The organism is Arsenicicoccus cauae, from assembly GCF_043162025.1.
Taxonomy (GTDB): domain Bacteria; phylum Actinomycetota; class Actinomycetes; order Actinomycetales; family Dermatophilaceae; genus Arsenicicoccus; species Arsenicicoccus cauae.
This window is the reverse complement of sequence record NZ_CP171001.1, coordinates 2840844-2865248: the sequence shown is the minus strand read 5'-3', so window position 1 is coordinate 2865248 and position 24405 is coordinate 2840844. Positions and strand designations below refer to the sequence as shown.

Sequence of the window (24405 nt, the reverse complement as noted above, 5' to 3'; positions counted from 1 at the left end):
CTGATGGGCGACAAGGACTTCCGCGGCGAGCCGAGGATCGCCGGCACGGAGCTGCAGGACCGGCGGGAGCCTCGGCCGGTCGTGGCCTCCCGGGTGCTGTACGAGGGGCGGGTCTTCGACCTGGTCAGCGAGCGGGTCGACCTGGGCGAGGCCGGGGAGGTGGAGCGGGAGTACCTCCGACACCCGGGTGCGGTGGCCGTGGTGGCCCTGGACGCCGACGAGCACGTCGCCCTGGTCCAGCAGTACCGCGTCCCGGTGGGGGCCCTGGCGTGGGAGATCCCGGCCGGTCTGCTCGACGTGGCGGGGGAGGATCCGGCCGACGCCGCACGCCGCGAGCTCCTGGAGGAGGCGGACCTGCGTGCCGAGCGCTGGGACGTGCTGGTGGACTACTGGACGACGCCCGGCGGCAGCGACGAGGCGATCCGCATCTACCTCGCGCGCGACCTGTCCCTGGTCGCCCCGGAGGAGCGCCACGAGCGCACCGCCGAGGAGGCCGGTATGCCGACCGCCTGGGTCGCCCTGGACGAGGCGCGCGACGCGGTCCTCGCCGGCCGGGTGCACAACCCCTCCACCGTGGTGGGGATCCTCGCCGCGCACGCCTCGCGGGCGGGAGGCTGGGCCTCGCTGCGCCCCGCCGACAGCCCCTGGCCCGAGCACCCGGCGCATCGGTGAGCGGCACCGTGGGGCGCGACGGTTCGGCCTTCGGGTCCGGCGCGGCCTTCGGCGTCGCCAGGCCGCGCACGCCGGGGGAGTGCCCGTGCGGGTCCGGTGACCCCTACGAACGGTGTTGTCGACCGCTGCACCTGGGTCGGCATACGGCCACGACCCCCGAGCAGCTGATGCGCTCGCGCTACAGCGCGTTCGTGGTGGGGGACGCGGACTATCTCCTGCAGACCTGGGACCCGGCGACCCGGCCCGGCGAGCTGCGCCTGGACTCCGAGCGAGAGTGGCTGGGGCTGAGGGTGATCCGCGCCGACGGCGACGAGGTGGAGTATGCCGCACGGTCGCTCGTCGGTGGACGCACCCACGAGCTGCACGAGATCAGCCGGTTTCGACGACTGCTCGGGCGCTGGGTCTACGTCGACGGCGACTTCCCGGACTGACCCGACTCGGTCGCCGAGGTCGGGCGTGCACAACTGCTGCACATCCAGCGGCGGCCTGTGTGAATCCTGTTGTGCCGCAACGGTGGGTTCAGGTGGGGCGGCCACAAGTGCAGCAGTTGTGCACGGGGGAGGGGTCAGGGGTCAGCCCAGGACCAGCTGACCGTCCTCCGCGATGGGGAACGCGCCCCAGGCGATCTCCCACAGGTAGCCGTCCGGGTCGGCGACGTAGCCGGAATAGCCGCCCCAGAAGGCCTCGGCGGGCGGCTTGACGACGGTGCCGCCGGCGGCTTCCGCGGCCGCCACCACCTCGTCGACCTCGTGGCGCTCACGGCAGTTGTGCGCCAGCGTGATCCCCGGGAAGCGCGACCGCTGCTGGTCGGCGAAGCCGTTCCCGACGTCGTCGGCCAATGCCTCGTAGCCGTAGAGCGACAACCGGGTCCCGCCCGTGGCGAAGAACGCCACGTCGTCGTGGTCGGTGGCCGGGGGGACCCCGAGCCAGACCGAGTAGAAGGCCGTCGAGCGGGCCAGGTCGCTGACGCCGAGGGTGACCAGAGAGATGCGCGGCTCCATGGCTCTAGGGTCGCCGACGCCGCCAGTACCCCGCCACCGCAACGAGCAGCAGCGGCCCCCAGAGCAGGATCGGCAGGTAGCACGCCCCCATCAGCACGAGCGGGCCGCCGTGCATGGTGTACTCGTCCGGGCGGTGACCGGTCAGGATCTGCGTGGGCATGGTGATCGTGAAGAGCCAGGTCACGGCCAGCGCGCCGAGGCCGCCCACCAGCACCGGCACCCACCGGTTGAGGCGTAGGCCGCCCACCCGCTCGCCCCACCCCTGCACGAGCCCCAGCGAGAGCATTCCGCAGGCGACCTGCACGATGCTCAGCCCCCAGACGTAGCCCTCCTCGCCGGCGTGCAGCGCTCGCAGGTCAGCCGTGCCGGGCAGCACCCCGTAGAGCATCAGCAGGCGCCATACGGCCGAGGGGATCGTGGACAGGAAGGCACCCCAGGCGGCCCACCGGGCCCACGTCTGGGGCGGGCGAGCGGTGCTCACGCCCCGCGCTCCGCGCGAGTCCGTATGGCGCGCAGCAGGTCTCGGCGGAGAATCCCCGAGAACGGCCGGATGACGGTCCAGTACGCGCGGAACCGCCGCCGGGCGACCTCGTCGGTGGGGTCGCAGCGGGTCGTCGTCTCCAGGTGGGTGCGCCCGCCCGCGAGAGGCGTGAGGCGGAAGTCCATGCCATAGCGCAGCCAGCCTGGCTCGGTGAACTCCCGCAGCTGGTCGAGGGACTCGATGGGCCGCTGGGCGTCCGCGCGCGGCTCCCACGGTCGTCCCGCCAGGCCGCTGGCGTAGTAGTGCGGCGGGTCGACGTGCGTGGGGCGGCCGGGGCCGCGGGGGTCGGTGACGAGGGTGTCGGCGAGGTCGAGCCGGCCGAGGGTGCGGACGGCGAAGAGTGGTCGGCCGAGGGCCAGGTCGGCCCACCGGATGCCCATCAGGGCGTCCCACGCCCGCTCGGGCGGCGCGGCGACGACGGTGTCGTGGTGCTCGGTGAACTCGGCCCGGGGGAGTGCCCGGGCGAGCGGACTGTCGCAATCTAGAATTGGGGTTCTAGTGAACATGCTCTAAAACTAGGCGTACGATGACGCCATGGCAAGACCCGCGAAGTTCACGGCCGACGACCTTCTCGACGGTGCGCTCAGAGCCGTTGCGGCGCACGGCGCCTCGGCGACGGTGGCTCAGGTGGCCCAAGACGTGGGAGCACCCATCGGGTCGATCTACCACCGGTTCCCGTCGCGCGAGCACCTCTTCGTCGCGCTGTGGCTGCGCTCGATCCGCGCCTTCCACGTCGGGCTGCTGGCGACGCGCGAGCTGGACGACCCGCGAGACGCCTTGCTGGCGCAGGCGGTCCACATCCCCCGGTGGTGCCGCGAGCACCCCGACGTCGCGGTCGCGATGACGCTCTACCGCCAGCGCGAGCTGCTGGCGGCCCCGCCCGCGGGCCTCGAGGAGGAGGTCCGCACCCTCAACGACGACGTGTGGGCGCTCGGCCGCGCGCAGGCCGCGGGCTTCTACGGCCGGCGCGACGAGCACCTCGAGCAGGTCATGGCGCTCGCTGTGCGGCAGTGCCCCTACGGGCTGATGCGCCCCTTCATCGGCAGTCGTATGCCGATGCCCCCCTGGCTCGACGACGCCTGCGTCGCGGCGGCCGCCGCCATCCTCGACCTCGAGCAGCGCTGACCCCCAGTCGGAGACCCGACGTCAGTCGCCGATCTCCTCCCCGGCCAGGGCCTTGGCGGCGACCCGCTCGTCCTCGGCGACCTCCCACACCTCGTGCGCCGCCGTCACGTTGACCGCGATGATCACCACGCCCAGCACCACGTCCGGCCAGCCGGAACCGGTCCACGCGGTCACCAGACCCATCAGGATGATCGCCGCGTTGACCAGCACGTCGTTGCGCGCGGCGAGGAAGGCCGCCGCCGTCATCGACCCGCCCGCGTGCCGGTGCCGGGCGAGGACCCAGGTGCACAGCCCGTTGACGAGCACGGCCCCACCTGCGGTCACCACCAGCGGCACGACGTCGGGTGCCTCGGGGTGGCGGAACTTCGAGAACGCCTCCCACGCCGCGGCCAGCGCCGGCACGCAGATGATCACCGCCATGACCTTGCCCGCGCGCGACCGGGCGCGCAGCGACCAGCCGAGCGCCAGGGCGATGAGCAGGTTGACCGCCGTGTCCTCGAGGAAGTCGACGGAGTCCGCGAACAGCGAGACCGACCCGATCGCCAGCGCCACCCCCGCCTCCACGAAGAAGTACGCGAGGTTGAGGGCGGCCACGAGCAGCACCGTGCGCCGCAGGACGGTGGGGCTGATGGCTGGGGGCGCGGTCGGCATACGGCCCATTGTCGTTTAGCGGGGGAGGGGTGAGTCCGTAGGATGGCGAGGGCGCGCCGACCCGCGGCGCCCAGCCACACAGAACAGGAACCATCGTGCTTCGTACCCACGAGGCGGGCACCCTGCGTGCCAGCCACTCCGGACAGACCGTCACGCTCACGGGCTGGGTCGCCCGTCGGCGCGATCACGGTGGAGTGGCGTTCCTGGATCTGCGGGACGCGAGCGGCGTCGCCCAGGTCGTCGTCCGTGACGAGGTCCTGGCGGCCGGGGACGCGCACGAGCTGCGCAACGAGTACGTCGTCAAGATCGTCGGCGAGGTGCGCGAGCGCCCCGAGGGCAACGCCAACACCGAGCTGCCCACCGGCGAGATCGAGGTCGTGGCCACCGAGATCGAGGTGCTCAACCCGAGCGCGCCGCTGCCCTTCCAGATCGACGAGCGCGTCACCGTCGGCGAGGAGGCGCGCCTCAAGCACCGCTACCTCGACCTGCGCCGCCCCGGCAAGAGCGCCGGCGCCGCGCTGCGGCTGCGCTCCCAGGTGTCCGCCGCGGCCCGCAAGGTGCTGGGGGAGCGCGACTTCGTCGAGATCGAGACCCCCACGCTGACCCGCTCCACCCCCGAGGGAGCGCGCGACTTCCTGGTCCCCGCACGCCTCGCCCCCGGCAGCTGGTACGCCCTGCCCCAGTCGCCGCAGCTGTTCAAGCAGCTGCTCATGGTGGCCGGCATGGAGCGCTACTACCAGATCGCGCGCTGCTACCGCGACGAGGACTTCCGCGCCGACCGGCAGCCCGAGTTCACCCAGCTCGACATCGAGATGTCCTTCGTCGAGGAGGACGACGTCATCGAGCTCGGCGAGGCGCTCGCCAGGGAGATCTGGGCGCTGATCGGTGTCGACCTGCAGACGCCCTTCCCGCGGCTGACCTATGCCGAGGCGATGCGCCGGTTCGGCTCCGACAAGCCCGACCTGCGCTTCGGCAACGAGCTGGTCGAGTGCACGGAGTTCTTCTCCGACACGACCTTCCGCGTCTTCCAAGCGGAGTATGTCGGCGCCGTCGTGATGCCGGGTGGCGCGTCGCAGCCCCGCAAGCAGCTCGATGCCTGGCAGGAGTGGGCCAAGCAGCGCGGCGCCCGCGGTCTCGCCTACGTCCTCGTGGGCGAGGACGGCGAGCTCGGCGGCCCTGTCGCCAAGAACCTCACCGACACCGAGCGGGCCGGCCTGGCCGCGCACGTGGGTGCCAAGCCCGGCGACTGCATCTTCTTCGCCGCCGGCGCGACCAAGCCCTCGCGCGCCCTGCTCGGCGCCGCCCGCCTGGAGATCGGTCGTCGATGCAACCTGATCGACGAGTCGGCCTGGTCCTTCCTGTGGGTCAACGACGCGCCGCTCTTCGAGCCGACGGCGGACGCCGAGGCCGCCGGTGACGTCGCCGTCGGAGGGGGCGCGTGGACCGCGGTGCACCACGCCTTCACCTCGCCCAAGAAGGAGTTCCTCGACACCTTCGACACCGACCCCGGCCCGGCCCTCGCCTACGCCTACGACCTGGTCTGCAACGGCAACGAGATCGGTGGCGGCTCCATCCGTATCCACCGCCGCGACGTGCAGGAGCGGGTCTTCCAGGTCATGGGCCTGACCCAGGAGCAGGCGCAGGAGAAGTTCGGGTTCCTGCTCGACGCGTTCGCCTACGGCGCCCCACCGCACGGAGGCATCGCCTTCGGCTGGGACCGCATCGTCATGCTGCTCGGCGGCTACGACTCGATCCGCGACGTCATCGCCTTCCCCAAGTCCGGCGGCGGCTACGACCCGCTGACCGACGCGCCCGCCCCGATCACCCCGGAGCAGCGCAAGGAGGCGGGTATCGACGCGGTCAGGAAGCCGACGGACCAGGCCGCTTCGGCGGCCGCCCTTGACACCTCGGTCGTCGCCCCCAAGGAGTCCTGAGCTCGTATGACGAAGGCCCACCCCATCGACACGCTGCTGCTCGACGCCGACGGCGTCCTGCAATACCTGCCGAAGGGGTGGGCCTCCGAGGTCCTGGGCCACCCCCGCTGGCCGGGGATGCAGGCGCTGCTGGACGTCGAGGCGCCCTTCCTGACCGGCCAGCGGACCGACGGCTTTCCTGAGGCGATCGCCGAGCTGCTGCGCACGTCCGGCGTGGACCTGCCGGTGGAGGCCTTCTTTGCCGCGTGGTCCCTGATCCTGATCGACCAGCGGGCGCTCGAGCTGGTCGATCAGGTCCGCGCCCGGGGTGTCAAGGTCCACCTCGCCACCAACCAGCAGTCGATGCGCGCTGCGATCATGCGCGACCAGGGCCTCGACGACCACTTCGACGGCGCCTACTACTCCTACGAGCTGGGCTGCAAGAAGCCGGACCGGGCCTACTTCGACCACATCGTGCGGGACCTGCGCGTCCAGCGAGACCGGGTGCTCTTCGTCGACGACACCTGGGTCAACGTCGAGGGCGCACGGCGCGCCGGGATCCGCGCCGCGCACAAGCCGTATGCCGACGGCGTGGCCGGCCTGGAGCGCGTCCTGCGCTGGCACGGCGTGCTCTGACGCGCCGCCGTCGAACCCGCCCCCGGTAGAGGCATCAGCCCGGCGAACGAAGGCTGGTCGATGCCTCTACCGGCGGTAGGTCAGGAGCAGGCGGACTCGCGGCCGGCGCCCGAGCCGTCCGGGGCGAGGACGCTGCAGCTCCACCAGGCCTTGTCGGTGACGAAGCCCATGGAGTGGTAGAGGCTGCGAGCGACCACGTTGTCGGCATACATGCCGAGCGTCACCACGGGCTCGCTGCGCAGCAGGTCTCGCGTGAGGACGGCGGTGGTGGCTCGGCCGAGGCCCTGCCCACGGTGGCTGGAGGCGACGATGATGCCCGAGAGGTGCGCCGCGCCGGAGGAGAGCCGGTGCACCGCCGCGCAGGCCACGACCCGGCCCCCGTCGTCGCGGACGCCGACCCACCGCTCGCTGCGACCCGTGCCGGGGTAGCCCTCGGAGAGCGGGTTCTCGCGGTCGGCGAGGTCCTGCAGCTCGGCGGCGTCCGCGGTGTCGTCGAGAGGGACGACGCGCGCCTCGGCCGGGGTCGGTGCCGAAGCGGTGGTCGTGGCCATCCAGTCCCACGCGGAGCCGTCCGCGGTCGGGACGCGGGCGCGGAGCACCTCGGCATCAGCCTGCTGGACGGACACGTGGTCCAGCGACGCGCAGAGCACGCCGTCCGCGATCAGCCGGTCCAGCAGCCGACCGAGATCCCCGCGCGGGCCCCACGTCGCGAGGCTACGGCGCCCGGAGTGGCTGCGCCGCACGAACGCCACCGCGCCACCGAGCACCCACCCACCGTGAAGTCGGGCGGGGACGGCATACCGGGCGAACAGGTCGTCCGGGGGAACGATGGCGCACAGCTCCTCCCGGGTCGAGATGGTGCGCATCGTGTCCTTCCTCGTCACGGCAACGATCGTGAGGGTTTGGTCCAAGGATCTTGGACCAAACCCTCACGACCGTGGTGGGCGGGTGACTACCAGCCGTGCTGCTTGTTGGCGTTGTCGGCGGTGGCTCGTGCGTCCGCGACGCTGTCGCTGTCACCGGTGTCGGGCCGGTAGGTGCGCGCCGACTGGTGGGTGGGGTCGTTGGCGTCGTCGTCCAGACCCACCTTGTCGGCCACCTTGCGCAGGAGACCGCTCAGGCCGCCGTGCCCCTCGGAGGCCCTGGTGGCACCGTCGCCGCTGCTCGTCCCGCCCGGCAGGTCGGAGTCGACCTCGGCCCCGGTGGCGACGAGCACCTCGGGGAAGTGGCAGGCGCTGCGGTGGCCGTCGTAGCCGTCCGGCCGGTCGACGAACTCCGGCACCTCGGTCGTGCAGCGCTCCTGGGCCTTCCAGCACCGGGTGTGGAAGCGGCAGCCCGCGGGCGGGTTGGCCGGGGACGGCACGTCACCCTGCAGGACGATCTGCTCGCGCTTGCCACGCAGCGTCGGGTCCGGCACGGGGACGGCCGACATCAGCGCCTGGGTGTACGGGTGCGTCGTCCGCTCGTAGATCTCGTCCTCCGTGCCCAGCTCGACCATCTTGCCGAGGTACATCACGCCGACCCGGTCGGAGATGTGCCGCACCACCGACAGGTCGTGAGCGATGAAGATGTAGGACAGGCCGAGCTCGTTCTGGAGCTTCTCCATCAGGTTGACGACCTGCGCCTGCACCGAGACGTCCAGCGCCGAGACCGGCTCGTCGCAGATCAGCACCTTGGGGTTGAGCGCGATGCCCCGGGCGATGCCGATGCGCTGACGCTGGCCACCGGAGAACTGGTGGGGATAGCGGTTGATGTGCTCGGGGTTGAGCCCCACGAGGTCCAGCAGGTCCTGGACCGCCTTGCGTCGACCCGACTTGGGCACGACGTCCGGGTGGATGTCGAAGGGCTCGCCCACGATGTCGCCGACCGTCTTGCGCGGGTTGAGCGAGGTGTAGGGGTCCTGGAAGACGATCTGGATGTCTCGGCGCAGCTTGCGCATGGCCGAGCCCTTCTGGGAGTACATGTCGACGCCGTCGAAGTCGAGCGTGCCCGACGTCGGCTCCTCCAGGCGCATGAGCAGGCGCCCCAGGGTCGACTTGCCGCAACCGGACTCGCCCACGATGCCCAGGGTCTCGCCCTTGAGCAGCTCGAACGAGACACCGTCCACGGCCTTGACGTGACCCGTCGTGGTGCGGAGGATTCCGCCCTTGATCGGGTAGTGCTTGACGAGGTCCTTGGCGACGAGGATCGGCTCAGCCATGGAGCACCTCCTGGGAGAAGTGGCACGCGGACAGGCGACCGGGAGCCACCTCGAGCAGCTCGGGACGGTCCTGCCGGCAGACGTCCTGGGCGTAGCGGCAGCGCGGGTTGAACGAGCAGCCCGGCGGGATCCGCAGCAGGTTGGGCGGCAGGCCACCGATCGCCGACAACGTCTCGCCCTTCTGGTCCAGGCGCGGGATGGAGTCCAGCAGCCCCTTGGTGTAGGGGTGGGCCGGCTTGCGGTAGAGCTCGTAGACGTCGGCCTGCTCCACGATGCGGCCGGCATACATCACCGCGATGCGGTCGGCGACGTCGGCCACGACACCGAGGTCGTGGGTGATCAGGATCAGGCCCATCTGGCGCTCCTGCTGGAGCTCGGCCAGCAGACCCATGATCTGCGCCTGCACCGTCACGTCGAGCGCCGTGGTCGGTTCGTCGGCGATGAGCACGGCCGGGTCGAGCGCGATGGCCATCGCGATCATGATGCGCTGGCGCATGCCACCGGAGAACTGGTGCGGGAAGGCCTTGACGCGGGACTTGGCCCCGGGGATGGCCACCCGCTCCATGAGGCGCACGGCCTGCTCGAGCGAGTCGGACTTGTTCATCCCGCGGTGCTGGCGGAACATCTCGGCGATCTGCCAGCCGACCGGAAAGACCGGGTTGAGCGAGCTCAGAGCGTCCTGGAAGATCATCGAGATCTCCGGGCCGCGCACGTGCCGCCGCTGGTCCTCCGGCATGGTCAGCAGCTCCTGACCGCAGTAGCGGACCGAGCCCTGGGGGATCTTGGCCGGGGGCATGTCGAGGATGCCCATGATCGCCTGGGCGGTCACCGACTTGCCGGAGCCCGACTCGCCGAGGATCGCCAGCGTCTCCCCGGCGTCCAGGGTGAAGTTGACGCCGTTGATGGCCCGGGCGATGCCGTCGTCCGTGTGGAACTCGACGTGGAGGTCCTCCACGTCGAGGAGGCGGCCGTCGATCGGCTGGTAGGCCGAGCCGGCTTCCTGGGGTGCCCGCGCATGACGGGCCGTGTGGGTCGTAGACATGTGTGTGTCAGCCCCTCATCGAGACTTCGGGTCCAGCGCGTCGCGGACGGCGTCACCGAGGAGGATGAACGCGAGGACCGCGAGGCTCAGGAACAGGCTGGGGAAGAGCAGGATGTGCGGCGAGGTGCGCACCGTGTCGAGGGCGTCGGAGATCGCGACGCCCCACGAGATGGTCGGGGGCACGAGACCGATGCCGAGGAAGGACAGCGTCGCCTCGGTCGCGATGTAGGCGCCCAGGTTGATCGTCGCCACGACGATGACCGGCGCCACCGCGTTGGGCAGGACGTGGCCCAGGATGATCCGTCCCGGGCGGGCGCCGAGCGCCCGCGCCGCCTGGACGTACTCCAAGGACTTCACCTGCAGGACGGCGGAACGCATGAGTCGCGCGATGCCCGGCCAGCCGAACACGGTCATCACCAGCACCACCTTGCCGACGACGGCCCAGTAGCTCGTGTCGGCGTTGGACGGGAAGGAGGCCATGAACAGGATGCCCCCGAGCAACATGGGGATCGCGAAGAAGATGTCCGTCACGCGCATCAGCAGCGCGTCGAGCCAGCCGCCGAGGTAGCCGGCCATGATGCCGAGGGCGCCGCCGACGAGGGTCGTGCTCAGCGTGGTCAGCAGGCCGACGATGATCGAGGCCCGCGCGCCGTAGATCGTGCGGGAGTAGATGTCGCGGCCCTGCTTGTCCGTGCCGAACCAGTGGTCACTGCTCATGGCCTCGCGCACGTGGCGCAGCGAGCCGGACGTCGGGTCGATGCGGGTGAACAGCTGGGGCACGAGCGCCATCAGGAGGAAGACCACGATGAGCGCGGCGGAGATCCAGAAGAGGGGGTTCTTGCGCAGCTGGCGCCAGGCGTCCGACCACAGTGAACGCGCCTCGTCCGCTCCGGGGCCGGCCCCCTGGGAGGGGTCCGGGGCCACCTCTGCGGCGGCGACGGTGGCGGTGGTGGCGTCAGTCATGGCTGATCCTCGGGTCGAGCAGGCCGTAGAGCAGGTCGATGAGCAGGTTGACGATGAGGAAGACGAACACCAGCATCGTGACGGCCGAGACCACGGCGATGCCGTCCCGGTTGTGGATGCCGGTGAAGATGTAGCCGCCGACGCCGCGGATGTTGAAGATGCGCTCCGTGACGATGGCGCCACCGAGCAACGACCCGAAGTCGGCGCCGAGGAAGGTGACGACGGGGATCATCGAGTTGCGCATGGCGTGCAGACCGATGGCCCGCTGCCGGGTCAGACCCTTGGAGATGGCCGTGCGGACGTAGTCGGCGCGGAGGTTCTCGACCAGGTTGGTGCGCATCAGCCGGGCGACGTACGCGATCGACAGGGACCCGAGGACGAACCCCGGCAGCACCAGGTCGTACAGCGTCGGGTCGTTGGCGGCGGTCACCGGGAACCAGCGAAGCCGGACGCCGAGGACGTACTGCAGCGTCGAGCCGATGACGAACGAGGGGATCGAGATCGCCACGAGGGTCGAGACCATGACGAGGTTGTCGATGAACTTGCCCTTGCGGATGCCGGCCAGCACGCCGGCGACCAGGCCGATCACGATCTCGAAGGCGATGGCGATCAGCGCGAGCTTGGCGGTGATGGCGTAGCGCGAGGAGAGGTCCTCGGCCACCGGCATCCCGTAGAAGTTGGTGCCGAGGTCGCCCTGGACGAGCTTGCCCATGTACTTGCCGTACTGGACGAGCAGCGGGTCGTTGAGGTTGTGCTCGGCGCGGAACTTCTCCACGTAGGCGGGGGAGCAGGGACGCTCACCGCACTTGCCCTCGGTCGGATCGCCCGGTAGGGCGAACACCATGGCGAAGATCAAGAACGTGGCACCGATGAGCACCGGGATCATCTGCAGGATCCGGCGAATGATGTATTTGGTCACGACACCTCCTCAGATGGTCGTGCCTGCGGCGGCTGGGCCGCAGACGTCTCGGAGTCGTGCTCCGAGCGTGAGCTGCGATGCCTCCGCCGGAGGGGGATGGCATCCGGCAGACGGCTCACGTGGCGACGCTGCTCACGCGATGGCTGTGGTCAGACCCGTGGGGGGTCGGGATGGGGAGTGCGAGCGGCCTCAGCGTAGCGGCACCGGGGGTGATGTCCGACATCGCCCCCGCACAGGCGTGGGTGCCCGGCACGTGCCGGGCACCCACGACTCAGGTGTCACCTGTCGGACTGAGGCCCGTCAGCTCACTTGAGCTTGATGCCCACGTAGTCCGGCTTGCCGAACGCCGAGATCTTGACGTTGGTCACCTTGGGGGACCAACCGATGGTCGCCTTCGGGTACCAGAGCGGGATCGACGGCATCTGCTCCTTGAGCATGCCCTCGGCCTCCTGGTAGAGCTCGTTCGCCTTGGCCGAGTCGGTCGCCGCGGCGGCCTCCTTGAGCTTGGCGTCGAAGGCCTTGTTGGAGTAGTCGCCGTCGTTGGAGGACGCGCCCGTCGCGAAGATCGGGGTGAGGAAGTTCTCGATCGACGGGTAGTCCATCTGCCAGCCCGTACGGAACATGCCCTTCATCTCGCGCTTCTTGACCTGCGTGCGGAAGGTCTTGAAGTCCACGACCGGGGTGGCGACGCAGTCGATGGCCAGCGCCTCCTTGATCGACTGGCACGTGGCCTCGGTCCAGTCCTTGTGCGACGCGTCGGCGTTGTAGGACAGGGTCAGCTTGCCCGTGAAGCCACCGGCCTCCTGCAGCTTGGCCTTGGCCTTGGCGGCGTCGTAGGTGCAGAACTCGCCGCAGGCGCCGGCCTTGTAGCCGTTGACGGTCGTGGCGACCCAGCCGGTGGCCGGGGTACGCGTGCCGTTGAACTGCGACTTGATGACGGCCTCGCGGTCGATGGCCATCGAGATCGCCTGGCGGACCTTGGGGTTCTGGACCGCCGGGTCTGCCTTGGCGGACGCGAAGGTGACGGTCGAGATGCCGCCGTACTCCTTCTGCGCGTTGCGGTCGGGCAGGTCGGTCTTGTACTTGTCGGCCGTGATCGCCGAGGACGGGACCTCGTCCGTGACGTCCAGGTTGCCGGCCATCACGTCGTTGTAGGCGGCCGAGGAGTCCTGGTAGATCTTGAAGGTGATCTGGTCCAGGGAGCCCTTGTTGGAGCCCGAGTAGCTCGGGTTCTTCTTCAGGACGATCGACTGGTTCTTGGTCCAGGACTCGACCACGTAGGGGCCGGCGCCGACCGGCTTGTCGCCGAAGGCCTTCGGGTCCTTGGTGAACGAGTCCGGCAGCGGCGCGAAGGCCGAGTAGCCGAGGCGCTCGGGCAGGTTGGACACCTTGTCGGTGGTCTTGATGGTGAAGGTGTGGTCGTCGACGACCTTCAGGCCGGACATGGTCTTGGCCTTGGGCTGCTGGCCCTCCTCGGCCTGCAGGTCCGCGAAGCCCTCGATCGGCTCCATGAAGTAGGACGCACCCTGGGCGTTGGTCGACAGAGCGGTGTAGTTCCACGCGTCGACGAAGTTCTTGGCCTTGACCTCGGTGCCGTCCGAGAACTTGTAGCCCTTCTTGAGCTTGATCGTGAAGGTCTGGTTGTCCTGGGTCTCGATGGACTCGGCGATGTCGTTCTCCGGCTTGGCCGTGTCGACGTTGTAGTGCACGAGGCGGGCGGTGACGGCGTCGATGACGTCGCCCCCGCAGGTCTCGGTGGTGGCGCCGGGGATCAGGGGGTTCTCCGGGTTGCAGCCGCGGACGGAGATGGACCCGCCCTCCTTGCCGGCGGAGTCGCCGCTGGCGGAGGAGCCGGAGCTGCCGGAACCGCCGCCACAGGCGGCCAGCAGCATTGCCGACGCCGAGATGGTGGCGGTGAGGGTGAGGCGAGTGGTGGCTCGCATAGGGATAGACCTCCTCGAACGGTCCGGTGATGGGACGGACCTTGGTGATCACCCTGACGGATGGCGGTCAGGGTGTGATCCCAGCCGAGCGAGTGCGCCTTTGCCCTCGTGTGAGCGGGGAACCGTGGGCCACACTCTAGGTCTGGCCACCGTCCGGTCCAGACCCCCGGGCGGCGTCGATACCGATTCGTGACCAGAGGGCCACCGGAGGGAGCCCGTCAGCGCCGAGGGGGATCGGGACGTCTGAGACACTGAGCCGGTGGATGTCCCGGACCTGTTCGACGCCTCCGGCGGATCCGACGCCCCGCTGCCGCCCCTCGCGGTCCGGATGCGTCCGCGATCCCTGGACGAGGTGCGCGGGCAGGGGGCGGCGCTGCGGCCCGGCAGCCCCCTGCGACGGTTGATCGAGGGGCACTCGGGCACCGTCGGTCCGCTGTCGGCGATCCTGTGGGGACCTCCCGGCACGGGCAAGACCACCCTCGCCCACCTGGTCGCCACCGCGGCCGGTCGCCGGTTCGTCGAGCTGTCGGCGATCACGGCAGGGGTCAAGGACGTGCGCCGGGTGATCGACGAGGCCGTGCGCGAGCGCGACCTCTACGGCCGCACCACCGTGCTCTTCCTCGACGAGATCCACCGGTTCACCAAGGCCCAGCAGGATGCCCTGCTGCCCGCGGTCGAGAACCGTCTGGTCGTGCTCGTGGCGGCGACGACGGAGAATCCGTCGTTCAGCATCATCGCGCCGCTGCTGTCCCGCTCGGTGCTCGTGACCCTCGGCTCGCTGACGGACGAGGACCTCGGCGAGGTGCTCGACCAGGCGGTGGTCGACGAGCGGGGCCTCGCCGGTGCCTTCGCCCTCGAGGCGGCGGCCCGGGAGCACGTCATACGGATCAGCGGGGGAGACGCGCGGCGGGCGCTGACCGCGCTGGAGGGCGCCGCCGGGGTGGCGCTCGGCGACGAACCCGCCGGCGCGGCCCACGACGAGCCCGTGTCGATCACCAGCGCCCACGTCGAGCAGGCGGTCGAGAAGGCCGTCGTGCGGTACGACAAGACCGGCGACCAGCACTACGACGTCGCGTCCGCCCTGATCAAGTCGATGCGGGGGTCCGACGTGGACGCCTCGCTGCACTACCTCGCGCGGATGCTGGAGGCGGGGGAGGACCCGCGGTTCATCGCGCGGCGGGTGGTCATCGCGGCCTCCGAGGACGTCGGTATGGCGGACCCCACCGCTCTGCAGACCGCCGTGGCCGCGATGCACGCCGTGGCCCAGATCGGCATGCCCGAGGCGCGCATCATCCTGGCCCAGGCCGTGGTCCACAACGCTCTCGCCCCCAAGTCCAACGCCGCCTACGCCGGCATCAACGAGGCCATCGCCGACGTGCGGGCCGGCCGCGGGGGTGCCGTGCCGGCGCACCTGCGCGGATCGGGCTACGCCGGCGCGTCGCGGCTGGGGCACGGCGACGGCTACGTCTACCCGCACGCGCTGGACGAGGGCGTCGCGGCCCAGCAGTACCTCCCGGACGACCTGGACCGGGCCGTCGACTACTACCGCCCCACGACGCGCGGATTCGAGGAGCGCCTGGCCTCCCGGTGGAGGTGGCTGCGGGCCGCGCTGCACGACCGGCGATGAGGCGGGCGGCTAGGGGTAGGCTGGCCGAAGACGCCACGACCCCTCGGAGGTGAGCGCCGTGGTCCCCGGCACCCGTCGCGCAGTGATCGCCGCAGTCGCAGCCACGCCTGCGACCACCGCGGCTGCGCGGATCGCCGCGGCGGGCCGAGCCCGAGCTATCTAGGGGCGGCTGCCCCCGCCCCGGCCTGCGTGCGTGCGCGCGCAGGTGGCCCCTCCCCGTCATACGACTGCTCCCTGCAGGCCCCGGCCGACGCCCGCGCCTGCCCCCACACGTGCAAGACCAAGACAAGGACACCGTCATGGAAACCGCCGAGATCCGTCGCCGCTGGCTCGCGTACTTCGAGGGCAAGGGACACACTGTGGTCCCCAGCGCCCCCCTGCTCTACGACGACCCCAACCTGCTCTTCGTCAACGCCGGCATGGTCCCCTTCAAGCCCTACTTCCTCGGCCAGGAGACCGCCCCCTACAAGCGCGCCACCAGTGTGCAGAAGTGCGTGCGCACCGGCGACATCGAGGAGGTCGGCAAGACCACGCGCCACGGCACCTTCTTCCAGATGAACGGCAACTTCTCCTTCGGGGACTACTTCAAGAAGAAGGCCATCAGGTACGCCTGGGAGTTCGTCACCGGCCGCCAGGAGGACGGTTTCCTCGGCTTCGATCCCGACAAGGTGTGGGTCACGGTCCTCGGCCCGGGCTACCACCCGGACTACCCCGAGGGCGACAAGGAGGCCTACGACCACTGGATCGCCGTCGGGGTCCCGGCCGAGCGCATCCAGGGCCGCAGCCTCAAGGACAACTACTGGCACATGGGCGTCGAGGGCCCCGGCGGCCCCTGCTCGGAGATCTACATCGACCGCGGCCCGGAGTACGGCGCGGACGGCGGCCCGGAGGCCGACGAGGACCGCTTCCTGGAGATCTGGAACCTCGTCTTCCAGACCGAGGAGATCACGGACGTCAAGGCCAAGGACGACTTCCGCGTCGTCGGCCCGCTGCCCGCCAAGAACATCGACACCGGCATGGGCCTGGAGCGCGTGGCCTTCCTGCTGCAGGGCGTCGACAACCTGTACGAGATCGACGAGGTCTACCCGGTCATCGAGCGGGCCGAGCAGATCTCGGGTCGGCGGTATGGCGCGAACGACGGCGACGACGTCCGCTTCCGCGTGGTCGCCGACCACGTCCGGTCGTCCTTGATGCTCATCGGCGACGGCGTCACGCCCGGCAACGAAGGGCGCGGCTACGTCCTGCGGCGGCTGCTGCGCCGCGCGGTGCGCTCGATGCGGCTGCTGGGTGTGACCACGCCCGCGCTGCCCGCGCTGCTGCCCGTGTCCATGGAGCAGATGAGCAGGTCCTACCCCGAGCTCAAGCGGGACTTCTCTCGGATCAGCCAGATCGCGTACGCCGAGGAGGAGGCCTTCCGCCGCACCCTCACCAGCGGCACCACCATCCTGGACTCCGCCGTCTCCCAGGCGAAGTCGTCGGGTGCGCGGGTGCTGGGCGGGGACAAGGCCTTCCAGCTGCACGACACCTACGGCTTCCCGATCGACCTGACCCTGGAGATGGCGGCCGAGCAGGGCCTGTCCGTCGACGAGGAGGGCTTCCGCCGCCTGATGGGCGAGCAGCGGGCGCGCGCCAAGGCCGACGCCCAGGCCAAGAAGCAGGGCCACGGCGACGCCAGCGCCTACCGCGAGCTGGCGGACGCCCTCGGCCACGCGGTCGAGTTCACGGGCTACGACGAGGTGCGCTCCGAGGCGCGCGTCTCCGGCCTGGTCGTCGACGGCGCGTCGACGCGGTCGGCGACCGCGGGGCAGGACGTCGAGATCGTCCTGGACCGCACCCCCTTCTACGCCGAGGGCGGCGGCCAGCTCGCCGACGGCGGTCGGATCGAGCTGGACAACGGCGCCGTCATCGAGGTCCGCGACGTCCAGAAGCCCATCACCGGGCTCATCGTCCACAAGGCGACGGTCGTGTCCGGCGAGGTCGTGCCCGGCCTGGCCGCCCACGCCCTCGTCGACCTGCAGCGCCGCCGCTCGATCAGCCGCGCCCACACCGCGACGCACATGGTGCACAAGGCGATCCGTGAGGCGCTCGGCGACACCGCGACGCAGGCCGGCTCCGAGAACGCCCCCGGCCGCTTCCGGTTCGACTTCAACGCCACCTCGGCGGTGCCCGTCTCGGTGCTGGGCGAGGTCGAGTCAAAGGTCAACACCATGCTGCTCGAGGACCTCGAGGTGCGTGCCGACGTCATGACCCAGGAGGAGGCGGTCGCCTCCGGCGCCATGGCGCTGTTCGGCGAGAAGTACGGCAACGAGGTGCGGGTCATCTCCGTCGGCGACTGGGCGCGTGAGCTCTGCGGTGGCACGCACGCCCAGCGCTCCGGCCAGCTCGGCGTCGTCAAGCTGCTCGGCGAGGCGTCCATCGGCTCCGGGGTGCGTCGCGTCGAGGCGCTCGTCGGGTCGGACGCCTACGACTTCCTCGCGCGCGAGGCGGCGATCGTCGGTCAGCTCACGGCCGACCTCAAGGTCCGCAGCGAGGAGCTGCCCGAGCGCATCTCCTCGATCCTCGGCAAGCTCAAGGACGCCGAGCGCGAGATCACCACCATGCGCCAGCAGCAGGCGCTCGCGGCCGCCGGCCGGCTCGCGAGCCAGGCCAAGGACGTGTATGGCGTGAGCTTCGTCGGTCACCACGCGGACGGGCTGGCGGCCGACGACGTGCGCGCCCTCGTGCTCGACCTGCGTGGCCGGCTCGGCACCGATCGTCCGGGCGTGGTGGCCGTCGCGACCGAGGCCAAGGGGCGGCCCGTCGTCGTCGTGGCCACCAACGAGCGGGCCCGCGAGTGGGGGATCAAGGCCGGTGACCTGGTGCGCGTCGCCGCGCAGACCCTCGGTGGCGGGGGCGGCGGCAAGGACGACCTCGCCCAGGGCGGCGGCCAGGACGCGACCAGGATCGGCGAGGCGCTCACCCAGGTCGAGTGGACCGTCGGGGCCCGCGCCACCCAGCGCTGACGCATGGCTGACGTGCCAGCGGCGCCGGCGGGACCGGACGGGACCGTCGCACCCGCTCGACAGGACGACCGGCAGGTCACCCTGCCCCGCGGCGTGCGCCTCGGCGTCGACGTCGGCACGGTCCGGGTGGGGGTGGCCCGCAGCGACCCGGACGGCCTGGTCGCGACGCCCGAGACGACCGTGGCGCACGTGCCCGGGCGCCATACCGACGTGGCCGCCGTCGCGGCGCTCGCCGCCCAGGCCGGAGCGTCCGTCGTGTATGTCGGGCTGCCCCGCACCCTCGCCGGGGGCGAGGGCGAGTCGGCGCGTCGGGCGCGCGAGTTCGCCACCGGTCTCCTAGGCTCGACCCAGACCGCCGCCGGTGGCCCGGACATCGAGGTACGCCTCGTCGACGAGCGACTGACCACGGTGGACGCCGCACGACAGCTCCGCGACAGCGGGCGCCGGGCCAGGGCCCAGCGCCAGGTCATCGACCAGGCCGCCGCGGTGCTGATCCTCCAGGTGGCCCTCGACCACGAGCGGTCGACCGGGAGGAGGGCCGGCGCAACTCCGGCGGAGGAGCCCGGACCCGTGGCGGACGCACGTCGTGCCGCCACCCCGATCCCTGACCGCCCCCGCAAGGCGCGGCACCGGGGACGGGGAGCCGACGCCCGGCCCGGGGCGGCGGTCGAACCCGACGACAAGGACCCCAGCCCGTGACCGACCAGCACCTGAGCGACTCGATCTTCGGCGGTCGGGAGGGGTCCGTCACCGCTGACGAGGGCCCCGGCGACGGGACCGGCAGGACGCCAACGGGGCGCCCCCCGCATCGACGCAAGCGTGGGCCGGTGCTGATCCTGCTCGTCCTGGTGGCCCTGGCCGCGGCCGTCCTGGTCGCCGGTCTCGTGCTCAAGCCCGTCGTCGCGGGCTTCCTCGGCCCCGACGACTACGCCGCGAGCGACGCCACCGGCAAGAAGGTGCCCGTCACGATCGCCGCCGACGCCAACGGCAGGGCCATCGGCGAGACCCTCGAGAAGGCCGGCGTGATCAAGTCCGCCGGCGCCTTCGTCGACGCGGCCCGGGAGGACTCCCGCGCCCAGTCCATCCAGCCGGGCAGCTACCTGATGGCCGAGCACCAGCCGGCCAAGGCCGCGATCGACTACCTGGCCAACCCCAGGAACCGCGTCGTCAAGCGGGTGACCGTCCCCGAGGGCATGCGCGCGAGCGAGGTCTACGCCGTGCTGTCCAAGGCCTCGGGCCTGCCCGTCGCGGACTACCAGAAGGCCGCCAAGGACACCGCGGCGCTCGCGTTGCCCTCGTCGGCCAAGGGCAACGTCGAGGGCTACCTGTTCCCGTCCTCCTACGAGTTCGGGCCCAAGAGCACCGCCGCCCAGCAGCTCGCCGCGATGGTCGCCAAGACCAAGGACGTCCTCGCCGGGCTGGGAGTCAGCGACGACAAGGCCGAGCGCGTCGTCATCGTGGCCAGCATCGTCGAGTCCGAGTCGCGCCTGGACGCCGACCGCGGCAAGGTCGCCCGGGTGCTCGAGAACCGCCTGGCCGTGCCGATGCGCCTGCAGCTCGACTCGACCGTCGCCTACCCGACCGGCAAGCGCGTCATCACCACCACCGACGCGGAGCGTGCCCAGGTCAACGGCTACAACACCTACACCCGCGACGGGCTGCCGGTCGGGCCCATCGGCAACCCCGGCGAGGAGTCCATCAAGGCCGCTGTGAACCCCGCCCAGGGCCCCTGGCTGTTCTTCGTCACGGTCGACCCCGCCACCGGGGAGACCGTCTTCACCGAGAACAAGGCGGACCACGACAAGGCCGTCCTGCAGTTCCAGGCGTGGTGCCAGGCGCACAAGGGCCAGTGCTGAGGGCGGGGGTGCTGGGCTCGCCGATCGCCCACTCCCTCTCTCCGGTGATGCACCGGGCGGCCTACGCCCACCTGGGGCTCGACGACTGGACCTACGGCCGACGCGAGTGCGAGGCGGCGGCGCTGCCGGCGCTGGTGGCCGGTCTCGACCAGACCTGGCGGGGACTGTCCCTGACCATGCCGCTCAAGGAGGCCGCGCTGGCGCTGGCCACGACGGTCGACCCGGTCGCCGAGAGCGTCGGCGGCGCCAACACCCTCGTGCGGCGCCCCGACCTCGGCTGGGACGCCTACAACACCGACGTGCACGGCGTCCGCCAGGCGCTGGCGGACCACGAGGTGACGGCGGCCCGGCACGTGCTGGTCCTCGGGTCCGGGGCGACCGCCCGCTCGGCGCTCGCGGCCGTGCGCGAGCTCGGCGCCCGCACGGTCGCGTTCGGCATACGGTCCGCGGTCCGTCCCGAGACCGGAGCCCTGCTCGACGAGCTGGACATCTCCTGGTCCGCCCACCCGCTGGGCGAGGTGACGACCCTGGCCCGCGACGCCGACCTCGTGATCGACACCCTCCCGGGGCGCGGCGCGGACGCCGTCGCCGCCCGGCTCACGGAGGTGCCCCGGCTCCCGCCGCTCTTCGAGGCGATCTACGAGGACTGGCCGACGCCGCTCGCGCGGACCTTCGCCGCCGCGGGAGCTCCGGTCGTCTCCGGCCTGGAGATGCTGGCGCACCAGGGCGCCCTCCAGGTCGAGCTGATGACGGGGCGCGCCGTGCCCGCGTCCGTGCTGCTCGACGCCGCGTCTGGAGCGTGGACGCAGCGCTAGCCGACCCGTCCCGGCGTGGGAGGATCCGAGACATGCTGCGTTGGTTGACTGCCGGTGAGTCGCACGGTCCCGCCCTGGCCGCCACGATCGAGGGCCTGCCCGCCGGGATCCGCGTGACGAGCGACGACATCGCCGGAGCCCTCGCCCGCCGCCGTCTCGGCTACGGACGCGGGGCGCGGCAGAAGTTCGAGCAGGACGCCATCGAGATCATCGGCGGACTCCGGCACGGCCTCACCCTCGGCAGCCCCGTCGCCCTGAGGATCGGCAACTCCGAGTGGCCCAGGTGGCAGACGGTCATGAGCCCCGACCCCGTCCACGCCGAGGCGTATGCCGCCAGCGACGACGTCAACGCGCCGAAGGAGATCGCGCGCAACAAGCCCCTGACCCGCCCGCGCCCCGGCCACGCCGACCTCGTCGGCATGCAGAAGTACGCGTTCGAGGACGCGCGCCCGGTGCTCGAGCGGGCGAGCGCCCGCGAGACGGCGGCGCGCGTGGCGCTGGGCGCGATCGCCGCGGCGCTGCTCGAGCAGGCGTACGGCGTACGGCTGGTGTCGCACACCGTCGCGATCGGCGAGGCCGGTGTGGCCGACGACGCCCCGGTGCCCGGCCCCGACGACGTCGCCGCCCTGGACGCCGACCCGGTGCGGGCCTTCGACCCGGCCGGGAGCGCCGCGATGGTCGCCGAGATCGACGCCGCCCACAAGGACGGCGACACCCTCGGCGGCGTCGTCGAGGTCGTCGCGGTCGGGCTGCCGCCCGGCCTCGGCTCGCACGTCCACTGGGATCGACGCCTCGACGCCCGGCTCGCCGCCGCGCTCATGGGCATCCAGGCGATCAAGGCTGTGGAGGTCGGCGACGGCTTCCGCACCGCCCGTCGACGGGGGAGCGCGGCCCACGACGAGCTCGAGCGGGACGACCAGGGCAGGATCGTGCGACGCAGCAACCGCGCCGGCGGCACCGAGGGGGGCATGAGCAACGGCGACATGCTGCGCGTCCGCGCCGCGATGAAGCCCATCTCGACCGTTCCTCGCGCGCTCGACACCGTCGACGTGACGGACCCCGACGCCCAGGCCACCGCGATCCACCAGCGCTCGGACGTGTGCGCCGTGCCCGCCGCCGGTGTGGTCGCGGAGGCGATGGTGGCGCTCGTGCTGGCCGAGGCCTGCCTCGAGAAGTTCGGCGGCGACAGCGTCGCCGAGACCGCGCGCAACTACCGTGCCTACCTCGACGCGATCCCGGAGGCGATGCGCTGATGATCGTCCTCGTCGGCTTCATGGGCGCGGGCAAGTCCACCGTCGGACGGCAGCTCGCGGCGCGCACCGGCCTGCCGTTCGTCGACAGCGACGCCGTGCTGGTCGAGCGCCTCGGCATGCCCATCCCGGAGTACTTCGCGGCGCACGGCGAGGCGGCGTTCCGGGAGGTCGAGCGCCGCACCGTGCTGGAGCTGCTGTCCGCGAGGGAGCCCTGCGTCCTCGCGCTCGGCGGCGGTGCGCTCGGCTCGCCCGAGGTCGTCGCCGCCCTCGGGGACCACCAGGTCGTGCACCTCGACGTCGACCTCGACGAGGCGTTGACGCGGGTCGGCGACCCCGCGGGGCGGCCGATGCTGCGCCGCCACGACGTGCCGCAGCTCTATGCCTCCCGGCGACCCGTCTACGAGCAGGCGGCGGACGTGGCGGTCGACACCACCGGTCGGGACGCCGCAGAGGTCACCGAGTCCATCATCCACGCCCTCCCGCGGCGCACGCGCCCGCAGGTCGTCCTGGTCGGTCCCCCCGGGTCGGGCAAGTCCGCCGTGGGCCACGCCCTGGCCGAGCTGCTCGGGGCAGGCTGCGTCGAGACCGACCGCGAGGTCGAACGCCTCGCCGGCACACCCGTGTCCGAGGTCTTCGTGGACCTGGGGGAGGCCCGCTTCCGCGAGCTCGAGCGCGAGGCGACCATGCAGGTGCTGGCGCGCGACGGCGTCGTCGAGATCGGCGGCGGTGCGATCACCGACCCCGCCGTGCGGGCGGTGCTGCACGACCACACCGTCGTCTTCCTCGACGTGGGCATCGCCGATGCCGCCAGACGCATCGGCTTCGACCAGAGCTCGTCCATGGTCGCCCTGCTCCCGCGGCGCTCCTGGATCCGCCACATGGAGACGAGGCGTCCGCTCTACACCGAGGTCGCCACCTGGACCGTCGATACCGCCGGCCGCAGCGTCCAGGACGTCGCCGACCAGGTCGTCGAGCTCCTGCAGGGCGGCACCGCATGAGCGACGATGCCGGGACGGCCGGGACGCCAGGCCCGGACGACGCGACCGCGATCCCGGTCGGCGACGCCTACGACGTCGTGGTCGGGCACGGTGTGCTGGACCGGGTCCCCGGACTGCTGAGGGCGGGCGTGCTGCGGGTGCTCGTCGTGTCCTCGCCCGCCGTCGAGACCTATGCCTCCGGTGTGGCCGGGGCCCTTGCGGCACACGGCCTGCAGGTCCACCGTGCCGAGGTGCCGGACGCCGAGACCGCCAAGTCCGCCGACGTCCTGGTGCGGCTCTGGTCGCAGCTGGGGCAGGCGGGCTTCACCCGGTCCGACGCGGTGGTGTGCGTCGGTGGTGGCACGGTCACCGACCTGGGCGGCTTCGTCGCCGCCAGCTGGCTGCGCGGCGTCGACGTCGTGCACGTGCCCACGACCCTGCTCGCCATGGTCGACGCGGCCGTCGGCGGCAAGACCGGCATCAACACCCCCGAGGGCAAGAACCTCGTCGGGTCCTTCCACGAGCCCCGCGGCGTCGTGTGCGACCTCACGACCCTCGCGACCCTCCCGCGGGCCGACCTGGCAGCGGGCCTGGCGGAGGTGGTCAAGGGCGGGTTCATCGCCGACCCGCGCATCCTCGAGCTCGTCGAGGCCTCGCCCGAGGCGGCCCTCGACGTCCACGGCGCAGTCCTGCGCGAGCTCGTGGAGCGCAAGATCCGGGTCAAGGCCGACGTCGTCGCGGCGGACCTGCGCGAGTCCTCGCTGCGCGAGATCCTCAACTACGGTCACACCTTCGGCCACGCCGTCGAGCAGGTGGAGTCCTATCGCTGGCGGCACGGCGACGCGGTGTCGGTCGGCATGGTCTTTGCTGCCGAGCTCGCCTGCGCCGCAGGGTTGCTCGACCGGTCCGTGGTCGAGCGGCACCGCCGCGTGCTCACCTCGGTCGGTCTGCCGACGTCGTATGCCGACGGCCGCTGGCCCGACCTGCTCACCGCCATGTCCCGCGACAAGAAGTCGCGCGGGGCCACCCTGCGCTTCGTCGCCCTGACCGGCGTCGGCTCGCCCACCCGCCTCGAGGGCCCGCGCGAGGAGTGGCTGCGCGCGGCCTACGACGCCGTCAGCGCAGGTCGTGGCGCCACGCGCCCGTGACCGCGTGGGTGCACCGGTCGCGGTGGACGTCGTGCAGGTGGTGCACCTGGGCGCTGAGCTCCTCTCCCGACCGCCCCGTCCAGCCGAGGCGCCACGCCCGGTTGGTGACGCTCAGGGTCTG

General features: G+C 71.7%; 23 protein-coding genes. 13 read left to right on the top strand and 10 right to left on the bottom strand.

All coding sequences use genetic code 11. The features are described 5' to 3' along the window. Positions 1 to 3 precede the first annotated feature (3 nt). Positions 4 to 672, top strand: coding sequence for an NUDIX hydrolase (locus ACF3NS_RS13420; RefSeq protein WP_154593113.1), 669 nt, complete (start codon positions 4 to 6; stop codon positions 670 to 672). Continuing rightward, positions 669 to 1103, top strand: a complete 435-nt coding sequence (locus tag ACF3NS_RS13415; protein WP_311966501.1) for a YchJ family protein — start codon at positions 669 to 671, stop codon at positions 1101 to 1103. The genes ACF3NS_RS13420 and ACF3NS_RS13415 overlap by 4 nt, the downstream gene beginning before the upstream one ends. A gap of 141 nt (positions 1104 to 1244) precedes the next feature. Here ACF3NS_RS13415 and ACF3NS_RS13410 read toward each other — a convergent pair whose 3' ends face one another. Genes ACF3NS_RS13410 through ACF3NS_RS13400 form a run of 3 tightly spaced genes read right to left on the bottom strand, consistent with a single transcriptional unit; the run spans position 1245 to position 2720 of the window. Next, a complete protein-coding gene (locus tag ACF3NS_RS13410; RefSeq protein ID WP_392466607.1) occupies positions 1245 to 1673 on the bottom strand; it encodes a VOC family protein in 429 nt (142 codons plus the stop codon). 4 nt (positions 1674 to 1677) lie between these two features. Continuing rightward, positions 1678 to 2154, bottom strand: a complete 477-nt coding sequence (locus tag ACF3NS_RS13405; protein ID WP_154593115.1) for a hypothetical protein — start codon at positions 2152 to 2154, stop codon at positions 1678 to 1680. Then, a complete protein-coding gene (locus tag ACF3NS_RS13400; RefSeq protein WP_392466604.1) occupies positions 2151 to 2720 on the bottom strand; it encodes a hypothetical protein in 570 nt (189 codons plus the stop codon). Before ACF3NS_RS13400 ends, ACF3NS_RS13405 begins: the two co-directional genes overlap by 4 nt. 28 nt (positions 2721 to 2748) lie before the next feature. On the opposite strand from ACF3NS_RS13400, the gene ACF3NS_RS13395 reads away from it, so the two are divergent. Continuing rightward, a complete protein-coding gene (locus ACF3NS_RS13395) occupies positions 2749 to 3339 on the top strand; it encodes a TetR/AcrR family transcriptional regulator (RefSeq protein ID WP_154593117.1) in 591 nt (196 codons plus the stop codon). 21 nt (positions 3340 to 3360) lie between these two features. On the opposite strand, the gene ACF3NS_RS13390 is transcribed toward ACF3NS_RS13395, so the two are convergent. Further along, positions 3361 to 3990, bottom strand: a complete 630-nt coding sequence (locus tag ACF3NS_RS13390) for a cation transporter (RefSeq protein WP_392466601.1) — start codon at positions 3988 to 3990, stop codon at positions 3361 to 3363. Between the two features lie 95 nt (positions 3991 to 4085). Here ACF3NS_RS13390 and aspS point away from each other — a divergent pair, with 95 nt between their 5' ends. Next, positions 4086 to 5924 carry an aspartate--tRNA ligase gene (gene aspS, locus ACF3NS_RS13385; RefSeq protein ID WP_392466600.1) on the top strand — a complete coding sequence of 613 codons (1839 nt, stop codon included), beginning with the start codon at positions 4086 to 4088 and terminating at the stop codon, positions 5922 to 5924. Positions 5925 to 5930: 6 nt separating this feature from the next. After that, positions 5931 to 6539: an HAD family hydrolase gene (locus ACF3NS_RS13380; RefSeq protein WP_392466598.1), complete on the top strand. Its 609-nt coding sequence runs from the start codon at positions 5931 to 5933 to the stop codon at positions 6537 to 6539. An 80-nt stretch (positions 6540 to 6619) separates the two neighbouring features. Here the strand turns inward: ACF3NS_RS13380 and ACF3NS_RS13375 are convergent, their stop codons facing one another. The 6 genes from ACF3NS_RS13375 to ACF3NS_RS13350 form a co-directional block, all read right to left on the bottom strand. Beyond that, positions 6620 to 7423 (bottom strand): GNAT family N-acetyltransferase, encoded by an 804-nt coding sequence (locus ACF3NS_RS13375; RefSeq protein ID WP_392466596.1) that lies wholly within the window; start codon positions 7421 to 7423, stop codon positions 6620 to 6622. Between the two features lie 68 nt (positions 7424 to 7491). Then, the gene (locus ACF3NS_RS13370) at positions 7492 to 8739 is read right to left on the bottom strand and encodes an ABC transporter ATP-binding protein (RefSeq protein ID WP_230083049.1); all 1248 of its coding nucleotides are present in this window, start codon (positions 8737 to 8739) and stop codon (positions 7492 to 7494) included. Continuing rightward, the gene (locus ACF3NS_RS13365; RefSeq protein WP_154594436.1) at positions 8732 to 9781 is read right to left on the bottom strand and encodes an ABC transporter ATP-binding protein; all 1050 of its coding nucleotides are present in this window, start codon (positions 9779 to 9781) and stop codon (positions 8732 to 8734) included. The genes ACF3NS_RS13370 and ACF3NS_RS13365 overlap by 8 nt, the downstream gene beginning before the upstream one ends. A gap of 15 nt (positions 9782 to 9796) precedes the next feature. Further along, entirely contained in the window at positions 9797 to 10744 is a 948-nt protein-coding gene (locus tag ACF3NS_RS13360) for an ABC transporter permease (RefSeq protein WP_392466593.1), read from the bottom strand. After that, complete coding sequence (locus ACF3NS_RS13355; RefSeq protein ID WP_392466592.1) at positions 10737 to 11663, bottom strand: ABC transporter permease; 927 nt, start codon at positions 11661 to 11663, stop codon at positions 10737 to 10739. The genes ACF3NS_RS13360 and ACF3NS_RS13355 overlap by 8 nt, the downstream gene beginning before the upstream one ends. Before the next feature lie 305 nt (positions 11664 to 11968). Beyond that, entirely contained in the window at positions 11969 to 13606 is a 1638-nt protein-coding gene (locus ACF3NS_RS13350) for an ABC transporter substrate-binding protein (protein ID WP_392466591.1), read from the bottom strand. Between the two features lie 328 nt (positions 13607 to 13934). On the opposite strand from ACF3NS_RS13350, the gene ACF3NS_RS13345 reads away from it, so the two are divergent. From ACF3NS_RS13345 to aroB, 8 genes are all read left to right on the top strand, one after another. Beyond that, on the top strand, positions 13935 to 15233 hold the full coding sequence (locus tag ACF3NS_RS13345; RefSeq protein WP_154594451.1) for a replication-associated recombination protein A: 1299 nt from the start codon (positions 13935 to 13937) through the stop codon (positions 15231 to 15233). Between the two features lie 299 nt (positions 15234 to 15532). Continuing rightward, on the top strand, positions 15533 to 18235 hold the full coding sequence (alaS, locus tag ACF3NS_RS13340; RefSeq protein WP_392466589.1) for an alanine--tRNA ligase: 2703 nt from the start codon (positions 15533 to 15535) through the stop codon (positions 18233 to 18235). 3 nt (positions 18236 to 18238) lie between these two features. After that, complete coding sequence (gene ruvX / locus ACF3NS_RS13335; protein WP_392466586.1) at positions 18239 to 18934, top strand: Holliday junction resolvase RuvX; 696 nt, start codon at positions 18239 to 18241, stop codon at positions 18932 to 18934. After that, complete coding sequence (gene mltG / locus ACF3NS_RS13330) at positions 18931 to 20091, top strand: endolytic transglycosylase MltG (protein WP_392466583.1); 1161 nt, start codon at positions 18931 to 18933, stop codon at positions 20089 to 20091. The genes ruvX and mltG overlap by 4 nt, the downstream gene beginning before the upstream one ends. 8 nt (positions 20092 to 20099) lie before the next feature. Continuing rightward, positions 20100 to 20906 (top strand): shikimate dehydrogenase, encoded by an 807-nt coding sequence (locus ACF3NS_RS13325; RefSeq protein ID WP_392466580.1) that lies wholly within the window; start codon positions 20100 to 20102, stop codon positions 20904 to 20906. A gap of 32 nt (positions 20907 to 20938) precedes the next feature. Continuing rightward, the gene (gene aroC, locus ACF3NS_RS13320) at positions 20939 to 22159 is read left to right on the top strand and encodes a chorismate synthase (protein ID WP_392466577.1); all 1221 of its coding nucleotides are present in this window, start codon (positions 20939 to 20941) and stop codon (positions 22157 to 22159) included. Next, complete coding sequence (locus tag ACF3NS_RS13315) at positions 22159 to 23157, top strand: shikimate kinase (RefSeq protein WP_392466575.1); 999 nt, start codon at positions 22159 to 22161, stop codon at positions 23155 to 23157. The genes aroC and ACF3NS_RS13315 overlap by 1 nt, the downstream gene beginning before the upstream one ends. Then, positions 23154 to 24284 carry a 3-dehydroquinate synthase gene (gene aroB, locus ACF3NS_RS13310; protein ID WP_392466574.1) on the top strand — a complete coding sequence of 377 codons (1131 nt, stop codon included), beginning with the start codon at positions 23154 to 23156 and terminating at the stop codon, positions 24282 to 24284. The genes ACF3NS_RS13315 and aroB overlap by 4 nt, the downstream gene beginning before the upstream one ends. Positions 24285 to 24405: the final 121 nt, after the last annotated feature.